At 72.5% G+C, this 20,209-nt stretch carries 11 protein-coding genes; 3 read left to right on the forward strand and 8 right to left on the reverse strand.

The features are described 5' to 3' along the window. Positions 1 to 4: 4 nt before the first annotated feature. The 3 genes from ACIPSA_RS08075 to ACIPSA_RS08085 all read right to left on the reverse strand — a co-directional run bounded on the left by ACIPSA_RS08075 (position 5) and on the right by ACIPSA_RS08085 (position 7,647). Positions 5 to 3,550 carry a UvrD-helicase domain-containing protein gene (locus ACIPSA_RS08075; RefSeq protein WP_402630225.1) on the reverse strand — a complete coding sequence of 1,182 codons (3,546 nt, stop codon included), beginning with the start codon at positions 3,548 to 3,550 and terminating at the stop codon, positions 5 to 7. Between the two features lie 120 nt (positions 3,551 to 3,670). Next, on the reverse strand, positions 3,671 to 7,003 hold the full coding sequence (locus tag ACIPSA_RS08080) for an ATP-dependent helicase (RefSeq protein WP_402630228.1): 3,333 nt from the start codon (positions 7,001 to 7,003) through the stop codon (positions 3,671 to 3,673). Positions 7,004 to 7,260: 257 nt separating this feature from the next. Continuing rightward, on the reverse strand, positions 7,261 to 7,647 hold the full coding sequence (locus tag ACIPSA_RS08085) for an MGMT family protein (RefSeq protein ID WP_402630231.1): 387 nt from the start codon (positions 7,645 to 7,647) through the stop codon (positions 7,261 to 7,263). 185 nt (positions 7,648 to 7,832) lie between these two features. Between ACIPSA_RS08085 and ACIPSA_RS08090 the strand changes: the two genes are divergently transcribed. The 3 genes from ACIPSA_RS08090 (at position 7,833) to ACIPSA_RS08100 (ending at position 13,906) form a co-directional block, all read left to right on the forward strand. Beyond that, complete coding sequence (locus ACIPSA_RS08090) at positions 7,833 to 10,595, forward strand: YbhN family protein (RefSeq protein WP_402630234.1); 2,763 nt, start codon at positions 7,833 to 7,835, stop codon at positions 10,593 to 10,595. Positions 10,596 to 10,667: 72 nt separating this feature from the next. Beyond that, a complete protein-coding gene (locus tag ACIPSA_RS08095) occupies positions 10,668 to 12,212 on the forward strand; it encodes an alpha/beta hydrolase (RefSeq protein WP_402630237.1) in 1,545 nt (514 codons plus the stop codon). A 152-nt stretch (positions 12,213 to 12,364) separates the two neighbouring features. Then, the gene (locus ACIPSA_RS08100) at positions 12,365 to 13,906 is read left to right on the forward strand and encodes an alpha/beta hydrolase (protein WP_402630239.1); all 1,542 of its coding nucleotides are present in this window, start codon (positions 12,365 to 12,367) and stop codon (positions 13,904 to 13,906) included. 89 nt (positions 13,907 to 13,995) lie between these two features. Here ACIPSA_RS08100 and moeZ read toward each other — a convergent pair whose 3' ends face one another. The 5 genes from moeZ to ACIPSA_RS08125 form a co-directional block, all read right to left on the reverse strand. Next, entirely contained in the window at positions 13,996 to 15,174 is a 1,179-nt protein-coding gene (gene moeZ / locus ACIPSA_RS08105; RefSeq protein WP_402630242.1) for an adenylyltransferase/sulfurtransferase MoeZ, read from the reverse strand. Between the two features lie 63 nt (positions 15,175 to 15,237). Next, a complete protein-coding gene (locus ACIPSA_RS08110) occupies positions 15,238 to 15,990 on the reverse strand; it encodes a spherulation-specific family 4 protein (RefSeq protein ID WP_402630245.1) in 753 nt (250 codons plus the stop codon). Next, complete coding sequence (locus ACIPSA_RS08115; RefSeq protein WP_402630247.1) at positions 15,978 to 16,937, reverse strand: NAD-dependent epimerase/dehydratase family protein; 960 nt, start codon at positions 16,935 to 16,937, stop codon at positions 15,978 to 15,980. The genes ACIPSA_RS08110 and ACIPSA_RS08115 overlap by 13 nt, the downstream gene beginning before the upstream one ends. Positions 16,938 to 17,132: 195 nt before the next feature. Further along, positions 17,133 to 18,440 carry a hypothetical protein gene (locus ACIPSA_RS08120; protein ID WP_402630249.1) on the reverse strand — a complete coding sequence of 436 codons (1,308 nt, stop codon included), beginning with the start codon at positions 18,438 to 18,440 and terminating at the stop codon, positions 17,133 to 17,135. After that, a complete protein-coding gene (locus tag ACIPSA_RS08125; RefSeq protein WP_402630251.1) occupies positions 18,437 to 20,110 on the reverse strand; it encodes a DUF3492 domain-containing protein in 1,674 nt (557 codons plus the stop codon). The genes ACIPSA_RS08120 and ACIPSA_RS08125 overlap by 4 nt, the downstream gene beginning before the upstream one ends. Positions 20,111 to 20,209 lie beyond the last annotated feature (99 nt).

Below are 20,209 nucleotides of genomic sequence, written 5' to 3' on the forward strand. Positions count from 1 at the left end.
GAGCCTATCGGCCCGCGCGGACATCCTCGTCGGGCCGTTCGTCACACTCGGGTTCCCCGGTGTGCCATTCCGGCTCCCCCCGGAGCAGCCGTTCCAGGGCCGCCCGGTCCGGCAGCTCGGCCGGCCGTACGACCTCGCCGCTGCGGACGTAGAGGAAGGCGGCCGTGACCGACTCCGGCGGCACGCCCTGCTGCTCGGCCCAGGCGAGCCGGTAGACCGCGAGCTGCAGGGGGTCGGCGTCGCGGCTGCGGCTGGTCTTCCAGTCGATGATCTCGTACGTCGCGCTGTCCCCGTCGCCGTTCTTGTACACGGCGTCGATACGGCCCCGCACGACGCGGCCAGCGAGGGCGAGCTGGAAAGGGGCCTCGACGCGGTGGGGCGTGCGGTGGGCGTACTCGGTACGTTCGAAGGCTTCCTTGAGCGCTTCGAGGTCGCGTTCGTCGGCGATCTCGGCCTCGATGCCGGGCAACTCCTCAGGCTCCAGCATGGGCAGTGTCAGCTCCTCGAACCGGGCTTCGACCCAGGCGTGGAAACGGGTGCCTCGACGTGCAGCCGGTTGCGGGGGGCGCGGCATGGGGCGCGCGAGTTCCTGTGCGAGACCGTCCGGGTCCTCGGCCAGACGCAGCAGCTGGGACGCGGTGAGCGAGGCCGGCAGGGGTACGTCCGTGACGCTCTGCCGAGCGCGCAGGAGCTCCCCGGTGAGCGCGTCGAGATCGCGGTCCCAGGAGGCGATGGCGCGGGCCTCCTCCGGGGTGAGGGGCGCGCGCTGCGGTGCCGTGGGGCGGGGACGCGCGTCCACCGGCACGACGGGGGCGGTGGCCTGGGGCGGGACGGTGGGGCGATCGGTGCTCCAGGCGTCCCAGGCGGCGGGGTCCTCGTCGAGGGGCGCGCCGTCCTCTGCGTACGGGGCGTCGAGCGGCGCGTCGTCCTCCCCGTAGGAGTCTTCGAAGTACGCGTCGTCGTCCGGTGGCGGGGGCCAGTCCGGGTCGTCGTAAGTGTCCGGATTGTGGTCGGTGGCCGGTTGGGTGTCCGCGTGGGAGGCGAGGGCGTCCAGGTGGGCCAGGACGGCCTCGGCGGCAGCGCGGCGGCGGGTCAGGGCGGTGGCGTCCAGGGGCAGCGGCCAGGCCTGGTCGGCCGTCGCCCGGTGCAGGGCCGGGTTCTCCTCGTCCTCCTCGGGCTCGTCCGCCCATGCCTCGATCTCGCCGTACCCGGCGGCGCAGTGGTCGTGCAGGGCCAGCAGGAAGTCGGACGGCCCGCGGGGCTTCTTCTGGGCGGGCCCCCACCAGTGGCCGGAGCCGAGGAGCAGCGAGCGGGGGCGGGTGAAGGTGACGTAGCCGAGGCGGAGTTCCTCGGTGTGCTGGTGTTCCTTCATGGCCTCGTGGAAGGCCTTCATGCCCCGGGAGTCCCAGGCCTCGATGTCGGGCAGGGTGTCGGCGTCGCCGCGCAGTGCGTGCGGCAGCACCTTGGCTTGGGATGTCCACTTCTCGCGGCCCTGTGTGCTGGGGAACGTGCCGGTGACCAGGCCGGGCACGGCGACGACGTCCCACTCCAGGCCCTTGGACTTGTGTGCGGTGAGCACCTTGACGGTGTTCTCGCCGCCGGGGAGGGCGTTGTCCAGGCCCTTCTCGTACTGGGCGGCGGTGCGCAGGAAGCCGAGGAAGGCCAGCAAGGTGGCCTCGCCCTCGTTCGCGGCGAAGGACGCGGCGACGTCCAGGAAGTTGGACAGGGTCTCGCGGCGGCGGGCGGCCAGCGCGTGCGGGGACGCCGACAGTTCCACCTCCAGGCCGGTGACGGCGAGGACGCGGTGCAGCACGTCCATCAGCGGGTCTGCCAGCGAGCGGCGCAGTTCGCGCAGTTCGGTGGCCAGGCGGGCGAAGCGCACGCGCGCGTCCGGGGAGAACGGCAGACCGTCGTCGTCCCCATAGCCGTCGGCGCCGTTCAGAGGTGTCTCCAGGAACGTGTCGAGGGCGTCGGCGAGCGATATCACCTCGGACGGGTCGACCCCCTCGACCGCCTCGGCGAGCCGGCGGTCCGGGTCGTCCTCGCCGCCCACGCGCGCGTGGGCCACGAGCAGGCGGGCGCGCCGTCCGAGGAGGGCGAGGTCGCGGGGGCCGATGCGCCAGCGCGGGCCGGTCAGCAGGCGGACCAGGGAGGCGTTGGCGCCGGGGTCCTGGAGGACTTCGCAGACGGCGACGAGGTCGGCGACCTCGGGCAGGTGCAGCAGCCCGGAGAGGCCGACCACCTCGACGGGGATGTCGCGGGCGACGAGGGCTCCCTGGATCTGGGCGAAGTCGGTGGCCGTACGGCACAGAACGGCGATCTCGCCGGGTGCCTTCCCGGTGCGTACGAGGTGGGCAACGGAGTCGGCGATCCAGTCGATCTCCTCGGCGTGGGTGCGCAGCAGGGCACAGCGGACCGTGCCGTCGCGTTCGGCGCCGGGGGCCGGGCGGAGGGCCTCCACGCCCGCGTGCATGGCGCGCAGGGGCTCGGCGAGGCCATTGGCGAGGTCGAGGAGACGGCCGCCGCTGCGGCGGTTCTCACTGAGCGCCTGGCGAGTGGCGGGGCGGCCGTCGGCGTGGGCGAAGTGCTCGGGGAAGTCGTCCAGGTTGGCGACGGAGGCGCCGCGCCAGCCGTAGATCGCCTGGCAGGGGTCGCCGACGGCGGTCACCGGGTGGCCCGTGCCGCCGCCGAAGAGGCCGGCCAGCAGGACGCGCTGGGCCACCGACGTGTCCTGGTACTCGTCGAGCAGCACCACGCGGAACTCCTCGCGCAGCACGCGGCCCACCTCGGGGATCCCGGCGAGTGTCGCCGAGAGGGCGATCTGGTCGCCGAAGTCGAGCAGATCGCGCTCGCGCTTGGCGCCCCGGTAGCGCGTGACCAGTTCGGCGAGTTCGCGGCGGGCGGCGGCCGTCTCGGGGACCTTGCGCAGGTCGGCGTTGGTGAGCTTGGCGCCCTCCAGCGTGCGCAGCAGGTCGGCGTCCCGGGCGCGCAGGTCCTCGGGGCGTACGAGGTGCTCGGCGAGTTCGGAGTCGAGGGCGAGCAGGTCGCTGACCAGGTCGGCGAAGGAGCGGGTCAGCGCCGGGTACGGGCCCGGGGCCTCGCGCAGTACGCGTGCGGCGAGCTGGTAGCGGGTGGCGTCGGCGAGCAGCCGGGACGTCGGCTCCAGCCCGATGCGCAGGCCGTGGTCGGTCAGGAGGCGGCCCGCGAAGGCGTGGTAGGTGGAGATCACCGGCTCGCCGGGCGGGTTGTCCGGGTCGATGACATCGGGGTCGGTGACGCCGGCCCTGACCAGCGCCTTGCGGACGCGTTCGGCCAGCTCGCCTGCGGCCTTGTTGGTGAAGGTCAGGCCGAGGACCTGTTCGGGGGCGACCTGTCCGGTGCCGACCAGCCACACCACCCGTGCCGCCATCACCGTGGTCTTGCCCGACCCGGCTCCGGCCACGATGACCTGCGGGGCGGGCGGCGCGGTGATGCAGGCCGTCTGCTCCGGGGTGAACGGGATACCGAGGAGCTCCTTGAGCTGCTCGGGGTCGGTGATACGGGCGGGCATGTCGGAGAGGCTAGCGGCGGGCACTGACAGCGGGTGCCCGATCGGTCGCCGGGGCGGGGAGAATCCCAGGTCAGCGCGGGTGGTGCGATACGTCACGCCCCGCTCGGCGGGTCACGCACGCTACTCGACCACGTGCCGCCCCTCCGGCCGCGCGCTGCACGACGCCCGGAACGCGCAGTGCGTGCAGTGCTGGCCGGCGCTCGGCGTGAACCGTTCGTCGAGGACCTTTCCGGCGGCGGTGGCCAGCAGGTCGCCGACCCACTCCCCCTCCAGCGGCTCCTGGGCCTGCACCTTGGGCAGGGTCTCGCCGCCGTCGCGCTTGGCCGCTCCCTGGCGAAGCTGCACGAGTTCGGCGCCGCCCGCTTCGGGCCGTACGCCGTCGAAGGCGTCGTCCACGGCTCCCGCGCCGACGGCCAGCTGGTAGACGGCGAGCTGCGGGTGGCGAGCCACCTCGGCCGCGCTGACCGGCTGCTTGCCGGTCTTGAAGTCCACGACGTACGCGCGCCCCTCGGTGTCCGACTCGACGCGGTCCAGCTGGCCGCGGATGCGCACCTCGTAGTCGCCCGCTTCGAGGGTGACGTCGAAGTCGTGTTCGCTCGCCACCGGCGTACGCCCGGTGCGGTCCAGCACGTGCCACTTGAGGAAGCGTTCGAGCGCCACGCGCGCGTGCTCCTTCTCCTGCGCCGACTTCCAGGGCGCGTCGAAGGCGAGCGCGTTCCACACCGACTCCAGACGCTCCATGAGGACGGCGAGGTCGGCGGGGGTGCGGCCGGATGCGACCTCGTCGGCGAGGACGTGCACGACGTTGCCGAAGCCCTGGGCAGTGGTGGCGGGCGCGTCGGCCTTCACCTCGCGCCCCAGGAACCACTGCAGGGCGCAGGTGTTGGCGAGCTGGTCGAGGGCGCTGCCGGACAGGACGACGGGCTGGTCGCGGTTGCGCAGCGGCACCTTGCTCTCGGTCGGCTCGAACATGCCCCACCAGCGGTAGGGGTGCGCCGACGGGACCAGCGGGCGGCCGTCCTCGTCGGCGAGCGCGGCGAGCCGGGCCAGTCGGCGCGCGGCCGCCTCTCGGAGGGTGTCGGACACGCGCGGGTCGACGGTCGTGGCGCGCAGCTCGGCGACGAGCGCGGCCACGGACAGCGGGCGGCGGGGGCGGCCGGTGACGTCCTGCGGCTCGACGCCCAGTTCCGTGAGGAACCGGGAGGGCTGGTCGCCGTCGTCCGCGGGTGCCTTCACCGCGGTGGCGACGAGCCGTTCACGCGCGCGCGTGGCGGCGACGTAGAAGAGACGGCGCTCCTCGGCGAGCAGCGCGCCCGGGGTGAGCGGTTCGGCGAGTCCGTCGCGGCCGATGCGGTCGGCCTCCAGGAGGGAGCCGCGGCGGCGCAGGTCCGGCCACAGGCCCTCCTGGACACCGGCGACGACGACCAGGCGCCACTCCAGGCCCTTGGAGCGGTGCGCGGTCATCAGGCGGACGGCCTCGGGCCGTACGGCGCGCCGCGTGAGCGTGTCGGCGGCGATGTCCTCGGCCTCGATCTCCTCCAGGAAGTTCAGGGCGCCCCGGCCGCCGGTTCGCTCCTCCGCGCGCGCGGCGGTCGCGAACAGGGCGCACACGGCGTCCAGGTCGCGGTCGGCGTTGCGTCCGGCCGCGCCGTCGCGCCGGGCAACCCGTTCCAGACGGGCGGGCCACGGGGTGCCCTCCCACAGGTCCCACAGCGCCTCCTCGGCGGTGCCGCCGCCCGCGAGGCGTTCGCGGGCCTTCCTGAGCAGGGCGCCGAGCCGCTGGGCTCCCCGGGCGTACACCGGGTCGTGCGCGACGAGGCGCTCGGGCTCGGCGAGCGCCCGTGTGAGCAGTTCGTCCGAGGGCGGCGGCAGCGGGTTGCCGGCCGCCCGTTCCTCCTCGCGCAGGGCCCGGCCGAGGCGGCGCAGGTCGGCGGCGTCCATGCCGGCGAGGGGGGAGGCCAGCAGGGTCAGGGCGGTCTCGGTGTCGAGCCAGCAGGTGTCGGGGGCTTCCTCGGCAGCCTCCGCGCCATTCGGTGCGCCCCGCTCGGCACCCCGCGTCGCCTCCGCCGTCGCCACCGCCCTGAGCGCCGTCAGCAGTGGCGCCACCGCCGGTTCGTGGCGCAGGGGCAGGTCGTCGCCGTCGATGTCCAGGGGGACGCCCGCGGCGGTGAGGGCACGGCGGACCGTCGGAATGGTGCGGGATCCGGCACGTACCAGGACGGCCATCTCGCCCCAGGGGACACCGTCCTCCAGGTGTGCCCTGCGGAGGATGTCGGCGATGTTGTCGAGCTCCGTACCGGGCGTCGGGTACGTGTACACCTCGACGCGACCTCCGTCCCGTACCGGGGCGAGCTCGCGGTGTGCGCGCACCTTGCCGGCCGGGAGGCGGGTCAGCGGCATGCGCTGGGTCAGCAGGCGGGTGGCGGTGAGCAGGGCGGCGCCGGAGCGGCGGGAGGTCCGCAGGACCTCGACGGGCGCCGGACGGCCGTCCGCGCGCGGGAACGCCGAGGGGAAGTCGAGGATGCCGTTCACGTCCGCGCCCCGGAACGCGTAGATCGACTGGTCGGGGTCGCCGAAGGCGACAAGGGTTCGTCCGCCGCCGGCCAAGGCATGCAGCAGGCGCACCTGGGCCGGGTCGGTGTCCTGGTACTCATCGACGTACACGGCGTCGTACTGCGCGGCGAGCCGGGCGGCGACCTCGGGGCGGCGGGCCAGCAGCACCGCGCGGTGGACGAGTTCCGCGTAGTCGAGCACGCCCTGCATGTCGAGCACGTCCAGGTACTCGGCGAGGAACGCGGCGGCGGCCCGCCAGTCGGGGCGGCCGATGCGGCGGGCGAAGGCGTCCAGGGCATCGGGGGCCAGGCCGAGTTCCCGGCTGCGGGCGAGCACCGCGCGGACCTCGTCGGCGAAGCCGCGGGTGGTCAGGCACGCGCGCAGTTCGTCCGGCCAGCGCACATGGGTGAGGCCGAGCCGCTCCAGGTCGGGCTGGCCCGCGAGCAGCTCGCGGACGGTGACGTCCTGCTCGGGGCCGGAGAGCAGGCGCAGCGGCTCCACGAACAGGTCGCTGTCCTGGTGGGCCCGGACCAGGGCGTAGCAGTACGAGTGGAAGGTGGTGGCCCGGGGCGCGCGGGCCGCCCCCATGCGCAGCGCCATGCGGTCGCGGAGTTCGACCGCGGCCTTGCGGCTGAACGTCAGCACGAGGATCCGCGCGGGGTCCCCACCACGGGCGATGCGCGCCGCCACGGACTCGACGAGCGTGGTGGTCTTGCCGGTGCCGGGACCAGCGAGAACGAGCAATGGACCGGCAGGGTGGTCAACCACCGCGCGCTGGGCGGCGTCAAGACGAGGGGGAGCGGGCTCGGCCGGCGGGGTACGCACCAGTCGGTAAGCGCCACGGTTCCCCTGCCGCACCTGGGGGTGCGGCAGGCGCCTGGTGGAGGAAGAGGAGCTCACGTGGTTCGCCGGTCCTGGTGGTCGTACTGGTTGTCGGGCCGCCGCGTGTGCAGAGCGGTGGCCGCGGGGTGAGGGGGACACGTTCCGTCGACGCTACGCCGCCGAACGGGCCGGAAGCAGAGCTTCCGCTTCTTCCCTCCCGGCTCTCGCGACACGTGCGTCCCGTACCTCACGAACGTACGGCATGCCACGGACGTCCCTCGTATCCCTCGTACGGGCCACGGGTTCCCCGTATGGGCGTCCGATGGCGGAAGCTGTCAGGTGTGACCCTCCGCGCCCCCGTCGCCGTCCCACCGAGCCCGCCTCATGTCGAGCCGCGGCAGATGGCCCTCGGCGGCCCTGCTCGCCTCCTTCAGCGGGGTGCCCTCCACGCGGTAGTGGTCGAGGGCCCGCAGCTCGTGGCCCGGGAGCAGGACGCCGTCCGCGCGTACGACGCGCCACCACGGCACGGCTCCCCCGTAGAGGGCCATCACGCGGCCGACCTGGCGCGGCCCGCCCTCCTCCAGCCACTCGGCGACGTCCCCGTACGTCATGACCCGCCCCGGCGGAATCCGCTCCGCGACCTCCAGGACCCGCTCGGCGTACTCCGGCAGCGCGTCCGTGTCCCCCGCCCGGGCGTCCCCCGGAAGGCTCTCCTCACTCATTCGCCCATCGTGCCCCACCCCACCGACAATGTGACGCGTTCGGCAGCCGGCGCATCCCTCGCCCTGGAGCGGCGCTTCCGGCAGACTGTGCGCCCCCGCATTTGCACCCTGATGCCCCCGTGTGTCGGCGGAGCATGCCACCATCGTGCGGGCGGTGACTGGTGATACGAGATCAAGAAGAGACGATGAAGCAGCAGGGCGTGCACCCCGAAGGCGCGGAGGGCACCTCCGCCGTTCCTTCGCGCCCGTCCGACGTTCCTTCGCGGCCGGACACCGCTGACCTGCACGGAAACGGGCTTGACGAGGACGTGGACACGGAGCGTCCCCGGAAGGGGGCCGAGTGCGCGGACGACGGGCCCGTCGACGAGGTCGAGGGCGACGAACCGCTGCTCCCCGCGCGCGTGCACCGCCCGTCCGACCTGATGCGGCTCCTGGTGGGCGTGCTCGCCATCGTCGTCCTGCTCGCGATCGCCGCGTTCGCGCACGGAACCACTTCCGGGCTCGAACAGGACATCAACAAGGGCACCGGCCAGGCGCCGGATCTGCTGATCAAGATCGCGGGGCTGGCCTCCAGCATCGCGATCCTCCTGGTGCCGGTCGCGTTCGCGATCGAGCGCCTGATCAAACGCGACGGGCTGCGCATCGCCGACGGCGTGCTCGCGGCGGTCCTCGCGCACGGGGTGACGCTCGCCACCGACCTGTGGGTCGCCCGGGCCGCCCCCGACTCGATCCAGGAGGCGCTCACCCAGCCCTCCCCCGGTGACATCCACGCCCTGACCGACCCGGTGCACGGCTATCTGGCGCCGGTCATTGCGTACATGACAGCCGTCGGCATGTCACGGCGTCCCCGTTGGCGTTCCGTGCTGTGGATCGTGCTGCTGCTCGACGCGTTCTCGATGCTGGTCACCGGTTACACCACACCATTCTCGATCATCCTGACGGTGCTGATCGGCTGGACCGTGGCCTACGGGACCCTGTACGCGGTCGGCTCGCCCAACGTGCGGCCCACGGGGCAGACCCTGATGGCCGGCCTACGGCACGTCGGGTTCCACCCCGTCGCCGCGGCCCGCGAGGAGGCCTCGGACACCGAGAACGGAGACCGCGGCCGGCGCTACTTCGTCACCCTGGAGGACGGCCCGCCGCTGGACGTCACGGTGGTCGACCGGGAGCAGCAGGCACAGGGCTTCTTCTACCGGGCGTGGCGCAATCTGACCCTGCGCGGCTTCGCCACCCGCAGCAGCCTCCAGTCACTGCGCCAGGCACTGGAGCAGGAGGCCCTGCTCGCGTACGCGGCCATCGCGGCAGGCGCCAATGCGCCCAGGCTGATCGCCACCTCCGAACTGGGTCCCGACGCCGTCATGCTCGTCTACGAGCACACCGGCGGCCGCACGCTAGACATGCTGGCCGACGAGGAGATCACCGACGAACTGCTGCGCAACACCTGGCACCAGGTGCAGGCACTGCAGTCTCGGCGCATCGCACACCGCAGGCTGGCGGGTGACGCGATCCTGGTGGATCGTTCCGGCGCGGTGATCCTCACCGATCTGCGCGGCGGCGAGATCGCCGCCGGCGATCTGCTGCTGCGCATGGACGTCGCCCAGCTGGTCACCACGCTCGGCCTGCGGGTGGGCGCCGAGCGGGCGGTGGCGTCCGCGGTCCGTGTCCTCGGCCCCGACGCCGTCGCCGACTGTCTGCCGATGCTCCAGCCGATCGCGCTGACCCGCTCCACGCGCGCGACGCTGCGGAAACTGGCCCGTGAACGGGCACAGCGCGAACGCGAGGCGGTCCTGGAGGCGTCCCTCCAGGCGAAGCAGGCTCGCCTGGAGGCAGCCACGGACGGCACCGGGCCCGTGCTCGAAAAGCCCGACAAGAAGACGGTGCGCGCCGAACAGCGGGCCGAGAAGCGGGCCATCGACGAGGCTCTGGACGAGGCCCGCGAAGAGGATCTGCTCACTCAGATCCGGCACGAGGTGCTGCTGATCAGGCCGCAGGCACCCGTCGAGCCGGCCCGTCTGGAACGGGTCCGGCCGCGCACGCTGATCAGCTTCATCGCGGGCGCCATCGGCGCGTACTACCTGCTGACGCAGCTCACGCACATCGAGTTCGCAACCCTCTTCGCCCAGGCCCAGTGGGGCTGGGTCATCGCCGCGGTGCTGTTCTCCGCACTCAGCTATGTCGCTGCGGCCATGGCACTGCTCGGGTTCGTGCCCGAGCGGGTGCCGTTCGTGCGGACCGTGGCCGCGCAGGTCGCCGGGTCGTTCGTGAAGATCGTGGCACCGGCCGCCGTCGGCGGTGTGGCCCTCAACACACGCTTCCTGCAGCGCGCGGGGGTACGGCCCGGGCTCGCGGTGGCGAGCGTCGGCGCCTCGCAGCTGTTCGGGCTCGGCTGCCACATCCTGATGCTGCTGTCCTTCGGCTATCTGACCGGCACCGAGAAGACTCCGTCGCTGTCGCCGTCCCGGACGGTCATCGCCGGCCTGCTCACGGTGGCCGTGCTCGTGCTCGTGGTGACCTCGGTGCCGTTCCTGCGGAAATTCGTCGTCACGCGCGTGAGGTCGCTGTTCGCGGGTGTCGTGCCGCGCATGCTCGACGTGCTGCAGCGGCCGCAGAAGCTGGTGACCGGCATCGGCGGCATGCTGCTGCTGACCGCCTGCTTCGTCATGTGCCTGGACGCCTCGATCCGGGCCTTCGGCGACCAGTCGACCTCGCTGAGCATCGCCAGCGTCGCCGTCGTCTTCCTCGCCGGAAACGCCCTCGGGTCGGCGGCACCGACCCCCGGCGGCGTGGGCGCGGTGGAGGCGACACTGACGGTCGGACTGATCGCCGTCGGCCTCCCGAAGGAAGTGGCGGCACCCGCCGTCCTGCTGTTCCGGCTGCTGACGCTGTGGCTGCCGGTGCTGCCCGGCTGGCTGGCCTTCAACCACCTGTCGCGCAAGGGCGCCCTTTAGGCGCAGGCTGGGAGGTACCTCGTACGGCCCGCGCCCCGAGCGTGCGACCGTGCGCCGTTCCAGGATGGAAACATGCCGAAGCCCTCCCGGATCCGCGCCGCCCTGACCGTCGCCGTCGTGCTGTCCTCGCTGGTGGCGGGGTGCAGCAGCGGCTCCGGGGATGGGCACGGGGATCTGACCACGCAGAAACTTGACTGGAAGGACTGCCCGGCACCTTCCGCGGCGGAGGGCGGCGGCGGCTCACCGTCACCGCTGCCGAACGGCGGAGCATGGCAGTGCGCCACCATGCAGGCGCCCCTCGACTGGAACGACCCCAAGGGCCCCACCATCGGCCTCGCGCTGATCCGGGCGAAGGCCAGCGGCGACCCGGGCAAGCGGATCGGCTCGCTGATCTTCAACTTCGGCGGCCCCGGCGGTTCCGGCGTCACCACGCTGCCCGCCTTCGGCGAGGACTACGCGAAACTGCGCACCCGCTACGACCTGGTGAGCTTCGACCCGCGCGGGGTCGGCCGCAGCGCACCGGTCGAGTGCGAGAGCGACGAGCAGCTCGACGATTTCTTCCAGCAGGACTCGACGCCCGACGACACGGCGGAGCGCGACCAGCTCCTGAATCGCACCAAGCAGTTCAACGGGGCCTGCGAGAAGAACTCCAAGAAGGTCCTGCCGCACGTGCGCACCACGGACGCCGCCCGCGACATGGACCTGATGCGCCAGGTCCTCGGCGACGACAAGCTGCACTACTTCGGCATCTCGTACGGCACCGAACTCGGCGGCGTCTACGCCCACTTGTTCCCCAAGAACGTGGGACGGGCCGTCTTCGACGGGGTCGTCGACCCCACGCAGGACCCCGAACAGAGCTCGCTCGGCCAGGCCCAGGGCTTCCAGCTCGCGCTCAACAACTTCGCCGAGGACTGCACGTCGAAGACGACCGAGTGCCCGATCGGCGACACCCCGCAGGACGTCAAGGACCGCATCGCCAAGCTGCTCAAGGACCTCGACAAGAAGCCGATCCCGGGCATCTTCCCGCGCCAGCTGACCCAGACCGCCGCGACCAACGGCATCGCGCAGTCCCTGTACTCCAAGGACTTCTGGGAGTACCTCACCGAGGGCCTGGAGCAGGCGTACGACGGTGACGGCAGGATCCTGATGCTGCTGTCCGACTCGATGAACGGCCGCAACGAGAACGGCGAGTACAGCAACATCACCGCGGCGAACATCGCCATCAACTGCGCCGACGACAAGCCGCGCTACACCGCCGACTACGTCGAGCAGAGGCTGCCGCAGTTCCGCGCGGCCTCCTCGCTGTTCGGGGACTTCCTGGCCTGGGGCATGCTCAGCTGCACCAACTGGGCGGTGCCGGGCGCCGCCGACCATCCCGACGTGAGCGCGCCCGGGGCGGCGCCGATCCTCGTCGTGGGCAACACCGGCGACCCGGCGACCCCGTACGAGGGCGCTCGGAAGATGGTGGACGCGCTCGGCAAGGGCGTCGGCGTCGAACTGACATACAAGGGGCAGGGGCACGGCGCGTACGACAGCAAGAACAAGTGCGTGCAGGACGCGGTGAACGGCTACCTGCTGGACGGAAAGGTGCCGCCGGCCGGGACGGTCTGCTCCTGAGCCACTCGGAATCTTCGCAAAACCCCAGGCACCCTTTAGAAAACCCCAGGTCAGACGGTTATCCACAGGCCGGAGCAGGCTCGGCTCGATCTGCCTACTATGGCCTGACTGCTCCCCGCGGCTCGGTGCGGAGAGCTCGCGAGGGGGTGCACATGTCGCGTTTCGTACGGTGGACGGCCACAGTCGCCACAGCGGTTCTGGTGGCCGGATGCGGCGGCGGATCGTCCGGCGGAGGCAAGGACGAGGGGAAGGGCCGGCCCGAATCGCCGTCGGCGTCGCCGGCCACCACAGCCGCCCTGCCCGCCTCACTCACGACCCAGAGTCCGGACTGGGGCCGCTGCAAGGCCACGGGGGACTCACCGGCACCGAGCGGCGACTGGCAGTGCGCCACGCTCAAAGTGCCGCTGGACTGGTCGAAGCCGGACGGCGAGACGATCGGTCTGGCGCTGATCCGCGCCAAGGCGACCGGGGGCGACCACATCGGCTCGCTGCTGTTCAACTTCGGCGGCCCGGGCGGCTCGGGCGTGTCCACGATGCCGTACTACGCCACCATGGTCTCCAAGCTGCGTGAGCGGTACGACCTGGTGAGCTGGGACCCGCGCGGGGTCGGGGCGAGCGAGGGCATCCGCTGCCGCGGCGACCGGGAGATCCAGGCCGCCGAGACGGTGGACGCCACCCCGGACACACCGGCCGAGGAGCAGGCCTACTTCCGGGACGCCACCGACTTCGGCAAGGGCTGCGAGCGGGCCGCCGGCAAGCTGATGGCGCATGTGTCGACGACCGACACGGCACGCGACATGGACCTGATGCGCCAGGTCCTCGGTGACACCAAGATGCACTACTTCGGCATCTCGTACGGCACCGAACTCGGCGGCGTCTACGCCCACTTGTTCCCGAAGAACGTGGGGCGGCTGATCCTCGACGCGGTGGTCGACCCGAGCGCCGACACGGTAGGCCACGCCGAGAACCAGACCCGGGGCTTCCAGCGGGCCCTCGACGACTATCTGAAGTCCACGGGCCAGGACCCGAAGCAGGGCTCGCGGAAGATCGTGAACCTGCTGGACAAGATCGACGCCCATCCGCTCCCGACGTCGTCCGGACGCAGACTGACACAGACGCTCGCGGTCACCGGCATCGTCCTGCCTCTGTACAGCGAGGCCAGCTGGCCGACGCTCACCAGCGCCCTGAACGCGGCCGAGCGGGGCGACGGTTCGAAGCTGCTGTCGCTCGCGGACGACTACAACGAGCGCAACTCCTCGGGGCGCTACGGCACGACGACCCACGCCCAACGGGTCATATCGTGCCTGGACGACAAGCAGCGGCCCACACTCCAGGAGACGAAGAAGCTGCTGCCGGAGTTCGAGAAGATCTCGCCGGTGTTCGGGGACTTCATGGGCTGGGACACAGCCGGCTGGTGCCACGACTGGCCGGTGGCCGGGCAGTACGACACCCCGGAGGTCAGTGCGGCGGGTGCGGCGCCGATCCTGCTGGTCGGCAACACCGGGGACCCGGCGACACCGTACGAGGGCGCCCGCAGGATGGCGGACGAGCTGGGCAAGGGCGTCGGCGTGGAGCTCACCTGGAAGGGCGAGGGACACGGGGCGTACGGCAGCGAGAGCGACTGCGTCGACTCGGCCGTGAACGCGTACCTGCTGAACGGCACGGTGCCGAAGGACGGCACGGTCTGCTCCTAGCTCCGGTCCCTGGCGCAGCGCGTCGGGCAGCGGAAAGGGGCCCGGCACTCGTGGTGCCGGGCCCCTCCGGAACCGGGGAAGGCGTACGCCTAGTAGACCGGCTTGTCCGGCTCGATCTGGTTGACCCAGCCGATCACGCCACCGCCGACGTGCACGGCGTCCGCGAAGCCCGCGGACTTCAGCACGGCGAGGACCTCGGCGCTGCGGACACCCGTCTTGCAGTGCAGGACGATCTTCTTGTCCTGCGGGAGGGTCTCCAGCGCGGTGCCCATGAGGAACTCGTTCTTCGGGATCAGCTTGGCACCGGGGATCGAGACGATCTCGTACTCGTTGATCTCACGGACGTCGATGATCTCGATGTTCTCGCCCTCGTCGATCCACTCCTTGAGCTGCTTCGGAGTGATCGTCGCACCGGCGGCCGCCTCCTGGGCCTCCTCGGACACGACCCCGCAGAAGGCCTCGTAGTCGATGAGCTCGGTGACGGTCGGGTTCTCGCCGCAGACCGCGCAGTTCGGGTCCTTGCGGACCTTGACCTGGCGGTACTGCATCTCCAGGGCGTCATAGATCATCAGACGGCCGACCAGCGGCTCACCGGTGCCGGTGAGGACCTTGATCGCCTCGGTGACCTGGATGGAGCCGATGGACGCGCACAGCACGCCCAGGACGCCGCCCTCGGCGCAGGAGGGGACCATGCCCGGGGGCGGGGGCTCCGGGTAGAGGCAGCGGTAGCAGGGGCCGTACTCGGACCAGAAGACGGAGGCCTGGCCGTCGAAGCGGTAGATCGAACCCCACACGTACGGCTTGTTCAGCAGCACGCACGCGTCGTTGACCAGGTAGCGGGTCGCGAAGTTGTCCGTGCCGTCGACGATCAGGTCGTACTGGCTGAAGATGTCCATCACGTTGTCGGCCTCGAGCCGCTCCTCGTGAAGGATCACGTTCACGTACGGGTTGATGCCGAGAACGGAGTCACGCGCGGACTCGGCCTTGGAGCGGCCGATGTCGGACTGGCTGTGGATGATCTGGCGCTGCAGGTTCGACTCGTCGACCTCGTCGAACTCCACGATGCCGAGCGTGCCGACGCCCGCCGCGGCCAGGTACATGAGCGCCGGCGAGCCCAGGCCGCCGGCGCCCACACAGAGCACCTTGGCGTTCTTCAGCCGCTTCTGCCCGTCCATCCCGACGTCCGGGATGATCAGGTGGCGGGAGTACCGGCGGACCTCGTCTACGGTGAGCTCAGAAGCTGGCTCGACCAGGGGTGGCAGCGACACGGGGGCTCCGTTGGTCGGTCGATCACTACGGTTGTTCTTCGTGTAACAGTGCCATGGCCCCTTTCATTCCGAGACACCTGTTCCGATCCGCGAGACGATTTCGTCCCAGTAGCCGGGCATGGTCTCCCAGGGATCGGCGCGGCCGCCGTGATCGGTGCGGTCGGTGAAGTAGATCGTCGCCGCGCCCTGCCAGCGGGCGATGCGCAGCGCCTCGTCGAGGTGGCCGCGGGGCACGCCGTGCACGAAGTGGCAGAAGCGGTCGGGCGGGTAGTCGGCGGTCCACTCGGCCACCTGGGACCAGCGGTAGTCGGTCCAGGGGCCGGAGAAGGTCACCAGTTGGTCCGCGTTCTCGGCGTAGCCCGGGTGGGGGTGGGTGCCGTGGCCGAGGACCACATGGGTGTCCTCGCGCATCGCGCGGAGCGCGGTGACGGTGCGGCGAACCTCGGGGAGCTCGGTGCGCTCGGCGGGGCAGCGGTCGAGGAGGAAGCCGTCGACCTGGTACCAGTCGAGGTATCGGTGGGCGTCGGAGACCAGGTCTCCATGGGCACGGGCGCCGTGGGTGGTGTCCAGGTGGCCGAGGAGGCGGACGCCGGCGTTGCGGAGCCGACCGGCCGCTTCCAGGCAGTGCGGGTCGGGGCGAGTGCCGGGACCTCCGCCCGAGACGTTGAGGGCGACCCAGTGCAGAGGCGTGCCGGGACGGGTGAGTTCGGCCCACTCGGTCGGGGCGACCAGAGGATGCGCATAGCCGGGGATGCCGAAGCCGGTGCGGAAGCGGGTGCTCGCGGCACCCGCCTTGGTGCTGGTCAGATGCGGCATGCCGCCTCCATCCAGATGTCGGCGAGAGACTCTTCCAGGTTGATCCGGGGCCGCCAGCCGAGCCGGTCGCGTGCGGTGCGCACATCGGCCTGCTGCCAGCTGCCGCAGCCGTCCGGATACGGGTACGCGACCGGGGCCGCGTGGTCGGATTCGGTGCGGGGGTGGCCGATGGCCACTCTCAGGGGACCGGGCGGTCCGTCGAGTTCGTGCAGGGCGCCGCCGTATCCGGCGACCCGGGCGAGGACGGCGGCGGCGTCGCGGAGGCGGACGGCGCGGCCCGAGCCGATGTTGATGACGCCCTGCGCCGCGGAGAGCGAGGCGGCGTGCACGGCGCGCGCCACGTCACGGACATCGACGAAGTCACGCTGGGCGCCCAGCCCGCCGAGCTTGAGTTCGCCGTCACCGGACTGCATGGCGCGGCGCATCGCCTCGGCGAGACGGCCGAGCGGGGAGCCGGCCGGGGTGCCGGGTCCGGCGGGCGAGAACACGCGGAGGACCACGGCGTCCAGGCCAGAGCCCAGGACCAGTTCGGTGGCGGCGAGCTTGCTGACGCCGTACGGGCCGCCGGGGCGCGGGACGGCGTCCTCGGCCGTGGAGGAGCCGGGCTGGCTCGGACCGTACTCGGAGCTGCAGCCGATCTGCACCAGCCGGGCGCCGCAGCCGCTGCGGCGCAGGGCCTCGCAGACCGTGGCAACGGCGACCGTGTTGTGCCGGGTGAGTTCGCGGGCGCCGCCGCGGGTGGCTCCGGCGCAGTTGACGACGACTCCGGGGTGGACCGCGTCGAGGAAACGGGTGAGCGCGCCGGGGCTGCCCGTCGCGAGGTCGAAGCGGACGTCGGCGTCGTCGCCGCGCCCGAGCGCGGTGAGCTGGACGGCCGGGTCGGCGAGCAGGCGGTCGGCGACGAAGCGGCCGAGGTAGCCGTTGGCTCCGATCAGCAGGACCCTCATCGTTCGGCTCCCGGGGTGTGCGTTCCGGCTGTTCCGGTGGCTCCGGACGCTCCGGGTCGGGAGGTGGTCATCTGGTGTTCTCCTTCGAAGGGTTGGTGCGATTGCCTCCGGCGTCTGGGCCGGGCGCCTGCGGCTGGGACAGGTCTGGGTCGGGTGGTGGATCGCTCCGTCGCGAAGAGCGGTGTGTCGCGCTGGTCACCGGTACTCTCCCGTGGACGCGTGCGCCGAGGCGCGGGTCAGCGTGCGGGCCGCGTGGAGCAGCAGGGTCAGGGCGGCCGTTGCGCAGGCGAGCGCGGGGACGCTGCCGGCTCCCCAGGTGTCCACGAGGGTCTCGACGGGGGTCGCCAGGAAGGCGCATCCAGGAAGACGCCCGCCGAGCACCAGGGCCAGGGCCGTCGCTTCGGTCGCGGCCGTGGCGGTGAGGGCATGAGCCGGGGCGTGCGGGAGCCGGTGGACGGCGAGGAGACGGGCGAGCAGGAGGAGGGTGCCCAGGGTGAGGGTCTGGGGATAGGCGGCGGGCTCGTGCAGGACCGTGCCGGTCAGGGCGGCCAGGGCCGTGAGGGCGCTCAGGAACAGGGCGACCATGCCGAGCAGCAGCGGCCGTGCGGCGGCGGTGAACTCCTCCAGGCCGCGGCTGGCCGCGAGCCTGCGCTGTGCGCGTGCGGCGAAGAGGTGGGCGCTCCAGGCCGCCGGGGCGCAGGCCAGGGTGAGGGCCAGGGCGGACGCGGTGGCCAGGGGCCAGGGGCTGTCCGGTGCGCCGGTGGGCGGGCCGTCGGGGCCGCCGTGCAGTACGGCGCGGAGCAGGCCGTCGCCGAGGAGTGCGTAGCCGAGGAGCCAGTAGGTGGAGGCGCGCATGCGGGCTGCCGTGCGCCAGGCGTGCGTGCTCGGCGGTGTGCTGAGCGGGCCGCGGCGGAGTGCCGCGCGCACGCCCAGGGCCACGGCGAGGACGCCGACGGTGGCCACCAGGAGGCGCGTCCGGCCGTGGGTGAGGTCCGCGGTGGTCACGGCCGCCGCGCCGAGCGCTCCGGGAAGGAGGGTGAGCAGGGCCCAGTCGGCGCGCGCGCGGGGCGCTGTCGCGGGGTCGGACGGCGGGAGCGTGTCGTCGCCGCGGGGCACGCGCGCGTGCATCTCCTCGGCGAGCGAGAAGACGTCGCGGTGGCGGTAGCGCGCGGCGGTCCGGTCGGTGACGCCGTGCGCCTCCAGTCCCGCCGCGATCTCCAGCGGGTCCACGGCGCGCTCGCACAGCTCGCGATGACGGTGCATCAGCGCCTTCACGGGGTCGGCGCCCCGACGGACAGCGGGGCCGCCTGCTCTTCCCGTGCCCGCGTCGGCTCTGGCGGCCGTCGGCACGGACGACTCGGCGTCGTGGGAGGAGTCCAGCTCACTCCCGCCACCGTCACCCGGCTCCGGCTCCTGCCCCGTGAGCCACCCCTCCGACCGGGTGTCCCACGCGCCGGGGCTGCTCGGGGTTCCGGGACGGTTCAGTTCGCCCAGGTCGCTCATCGGGCTCCCTCCGGGGTAGTGAAGGGGGTGGCGCGTACCGGTGGGCCGGAGGCCCAGGCGGGGCCGCCGCGGGCGACGACGCGGGAGACGGGTCCCGTCCAGCGGCCGGGGAGGTGGGCCTCGGCCGGGACGGCGAACGGGAGGGGTTCGCCGGTGTCGTCGAGGACGACACGACGCACGGGGCAGTGCGAGACGATCTCCAGGTAAATGCCGTGAAATGCCGCGATGTTCTGCTCGACGGTGAACAGTTCGAGCGCCCGGGCCCGGGCGGCCGCGCCCAGGCGCTCACGGCGCTCGGGGTCGCGCAGCAGTGCCACGCACGCCTCCGCGAGCGCCCGCGGGTTGCGCGGCGGCACGACGAGTCCCGTGCCGCCGATGACCTCGACCACCGCGCCGACGTCCGTGGACACCGTCGCGCGACCGCAGAGCATGGCCTCGACCAGGCTGATCGGGAAGCCCTCGACGACGCTGGAGAGGATGGTCACCGCGCCGGAGGCGTACACGTCGGCGAGGGTCGGGGCCTCGGGGCCACCGATCTCCTCGAAGGACACCGGGTTGTCGCCGACGGCGTGCACGTCCTCGGCCTCGTCCGGGAAGAGCTGCGCCGCGAGTGCCCGGCACTGGCCGAGGTACGCCTCCCCCTCGGCGCCCACGGCCGCGCCGACGACGCGCAGCCGCGCCTTGGGCTCCTCCTTGCGGACTTCCGCGAAGGCGTGCAGCAGCGACACCAGGTCCTTGGCGGGTTCGACCCGGCCGACCCACACGAGCGTGCCCGGGTCGGCGTGGTCCGGAGCCTCGCCGACCTCCGCGAAGCGGGAGGCCTCCATGCCCGGGTAGACCATGCGGATCCTCGCCCGGTCCGCGCCGCAGCGCTCCTGCCAGCGACGGGCGTGCGCGTTGCCGGGCGTGACGATCGCGGCCCGCTGATAGACCTCGGCGGCGAGCCTGCCGTGGAAGGAGGCGAGCAGGGCGCGTACGGCGGGAGCGGCCTCGGAAGAGGCGAGGTAGTGCGAGCGCAGGCGCACGCCGTACTCCGTCACCAGCAGCGGTACGCCGGAGAAATGGCGGGCGAGCAGTCCGGTGAGCGCCGCGGGCCCTCCGGCCGTCGCATGGCACAGGTCGGCCGGGCCGAGTCCGTCGTCCCCGTACCAGTCGAGGGAGAGGGGGCGCAGGGTGCGTTCCAGGTGTGCGGCGACGGCGAGCAGGTCGGGTACGCGTGCCTCGCGCGCCGTGCGCGGTGCGCCGGGCGCACGGCAGGCACGCTCCAGCGCGCGTACGGCGGTTTCGGAGCGGAGCGCGCCGACCAGACCGCCGTCGTCGCGCGCCAGTTCCGCGAGCCCGTACAGCGCACTGGCGAAACGGTCCGCCTGACCGTCCGGCCCGGCGCAGAACGACTCGACGAGCTCTCCGTAGCAGTCGGCGAAGCGCCGGCGCGCGCGCCGGTTCCACACCGCCCCGTCGTCCTCGGCGGTCCACAGCGGGGCCGTGCGAACCCGGCTGACCTGTGGCGGAAGCGGGATCCAGCCCTCGTCCTCCTGTTGCCGGCTGCGACTGAGCGCGAAGATGTCGAACTCGTGCTGCCCGAGCCCGCGCACGAGCCGGTCGCACCAGAGCCTGGCATCACCGCCCAGATACGGATAACCACCCTCCGTAAGCAGTCCGATGCGCACGAGCGCACCCCCGATCTCCCGTATGGGGAGCCGCCGTTGTCCCGGCGGCTCGCAGCGGGACGAACGTATGCGGACATGACGGTGGCGCGACGGACGGTT

The sequence above is a fragment of the Streptomyces sp. NPDC086549 genome (assembly GCF_044746205.1).
Taxonomy (GTDB): Bacteria; Actinomycetota; Actinomycetes; order Streptomycetales; family Streptomycetaceae; genus Streptomyces.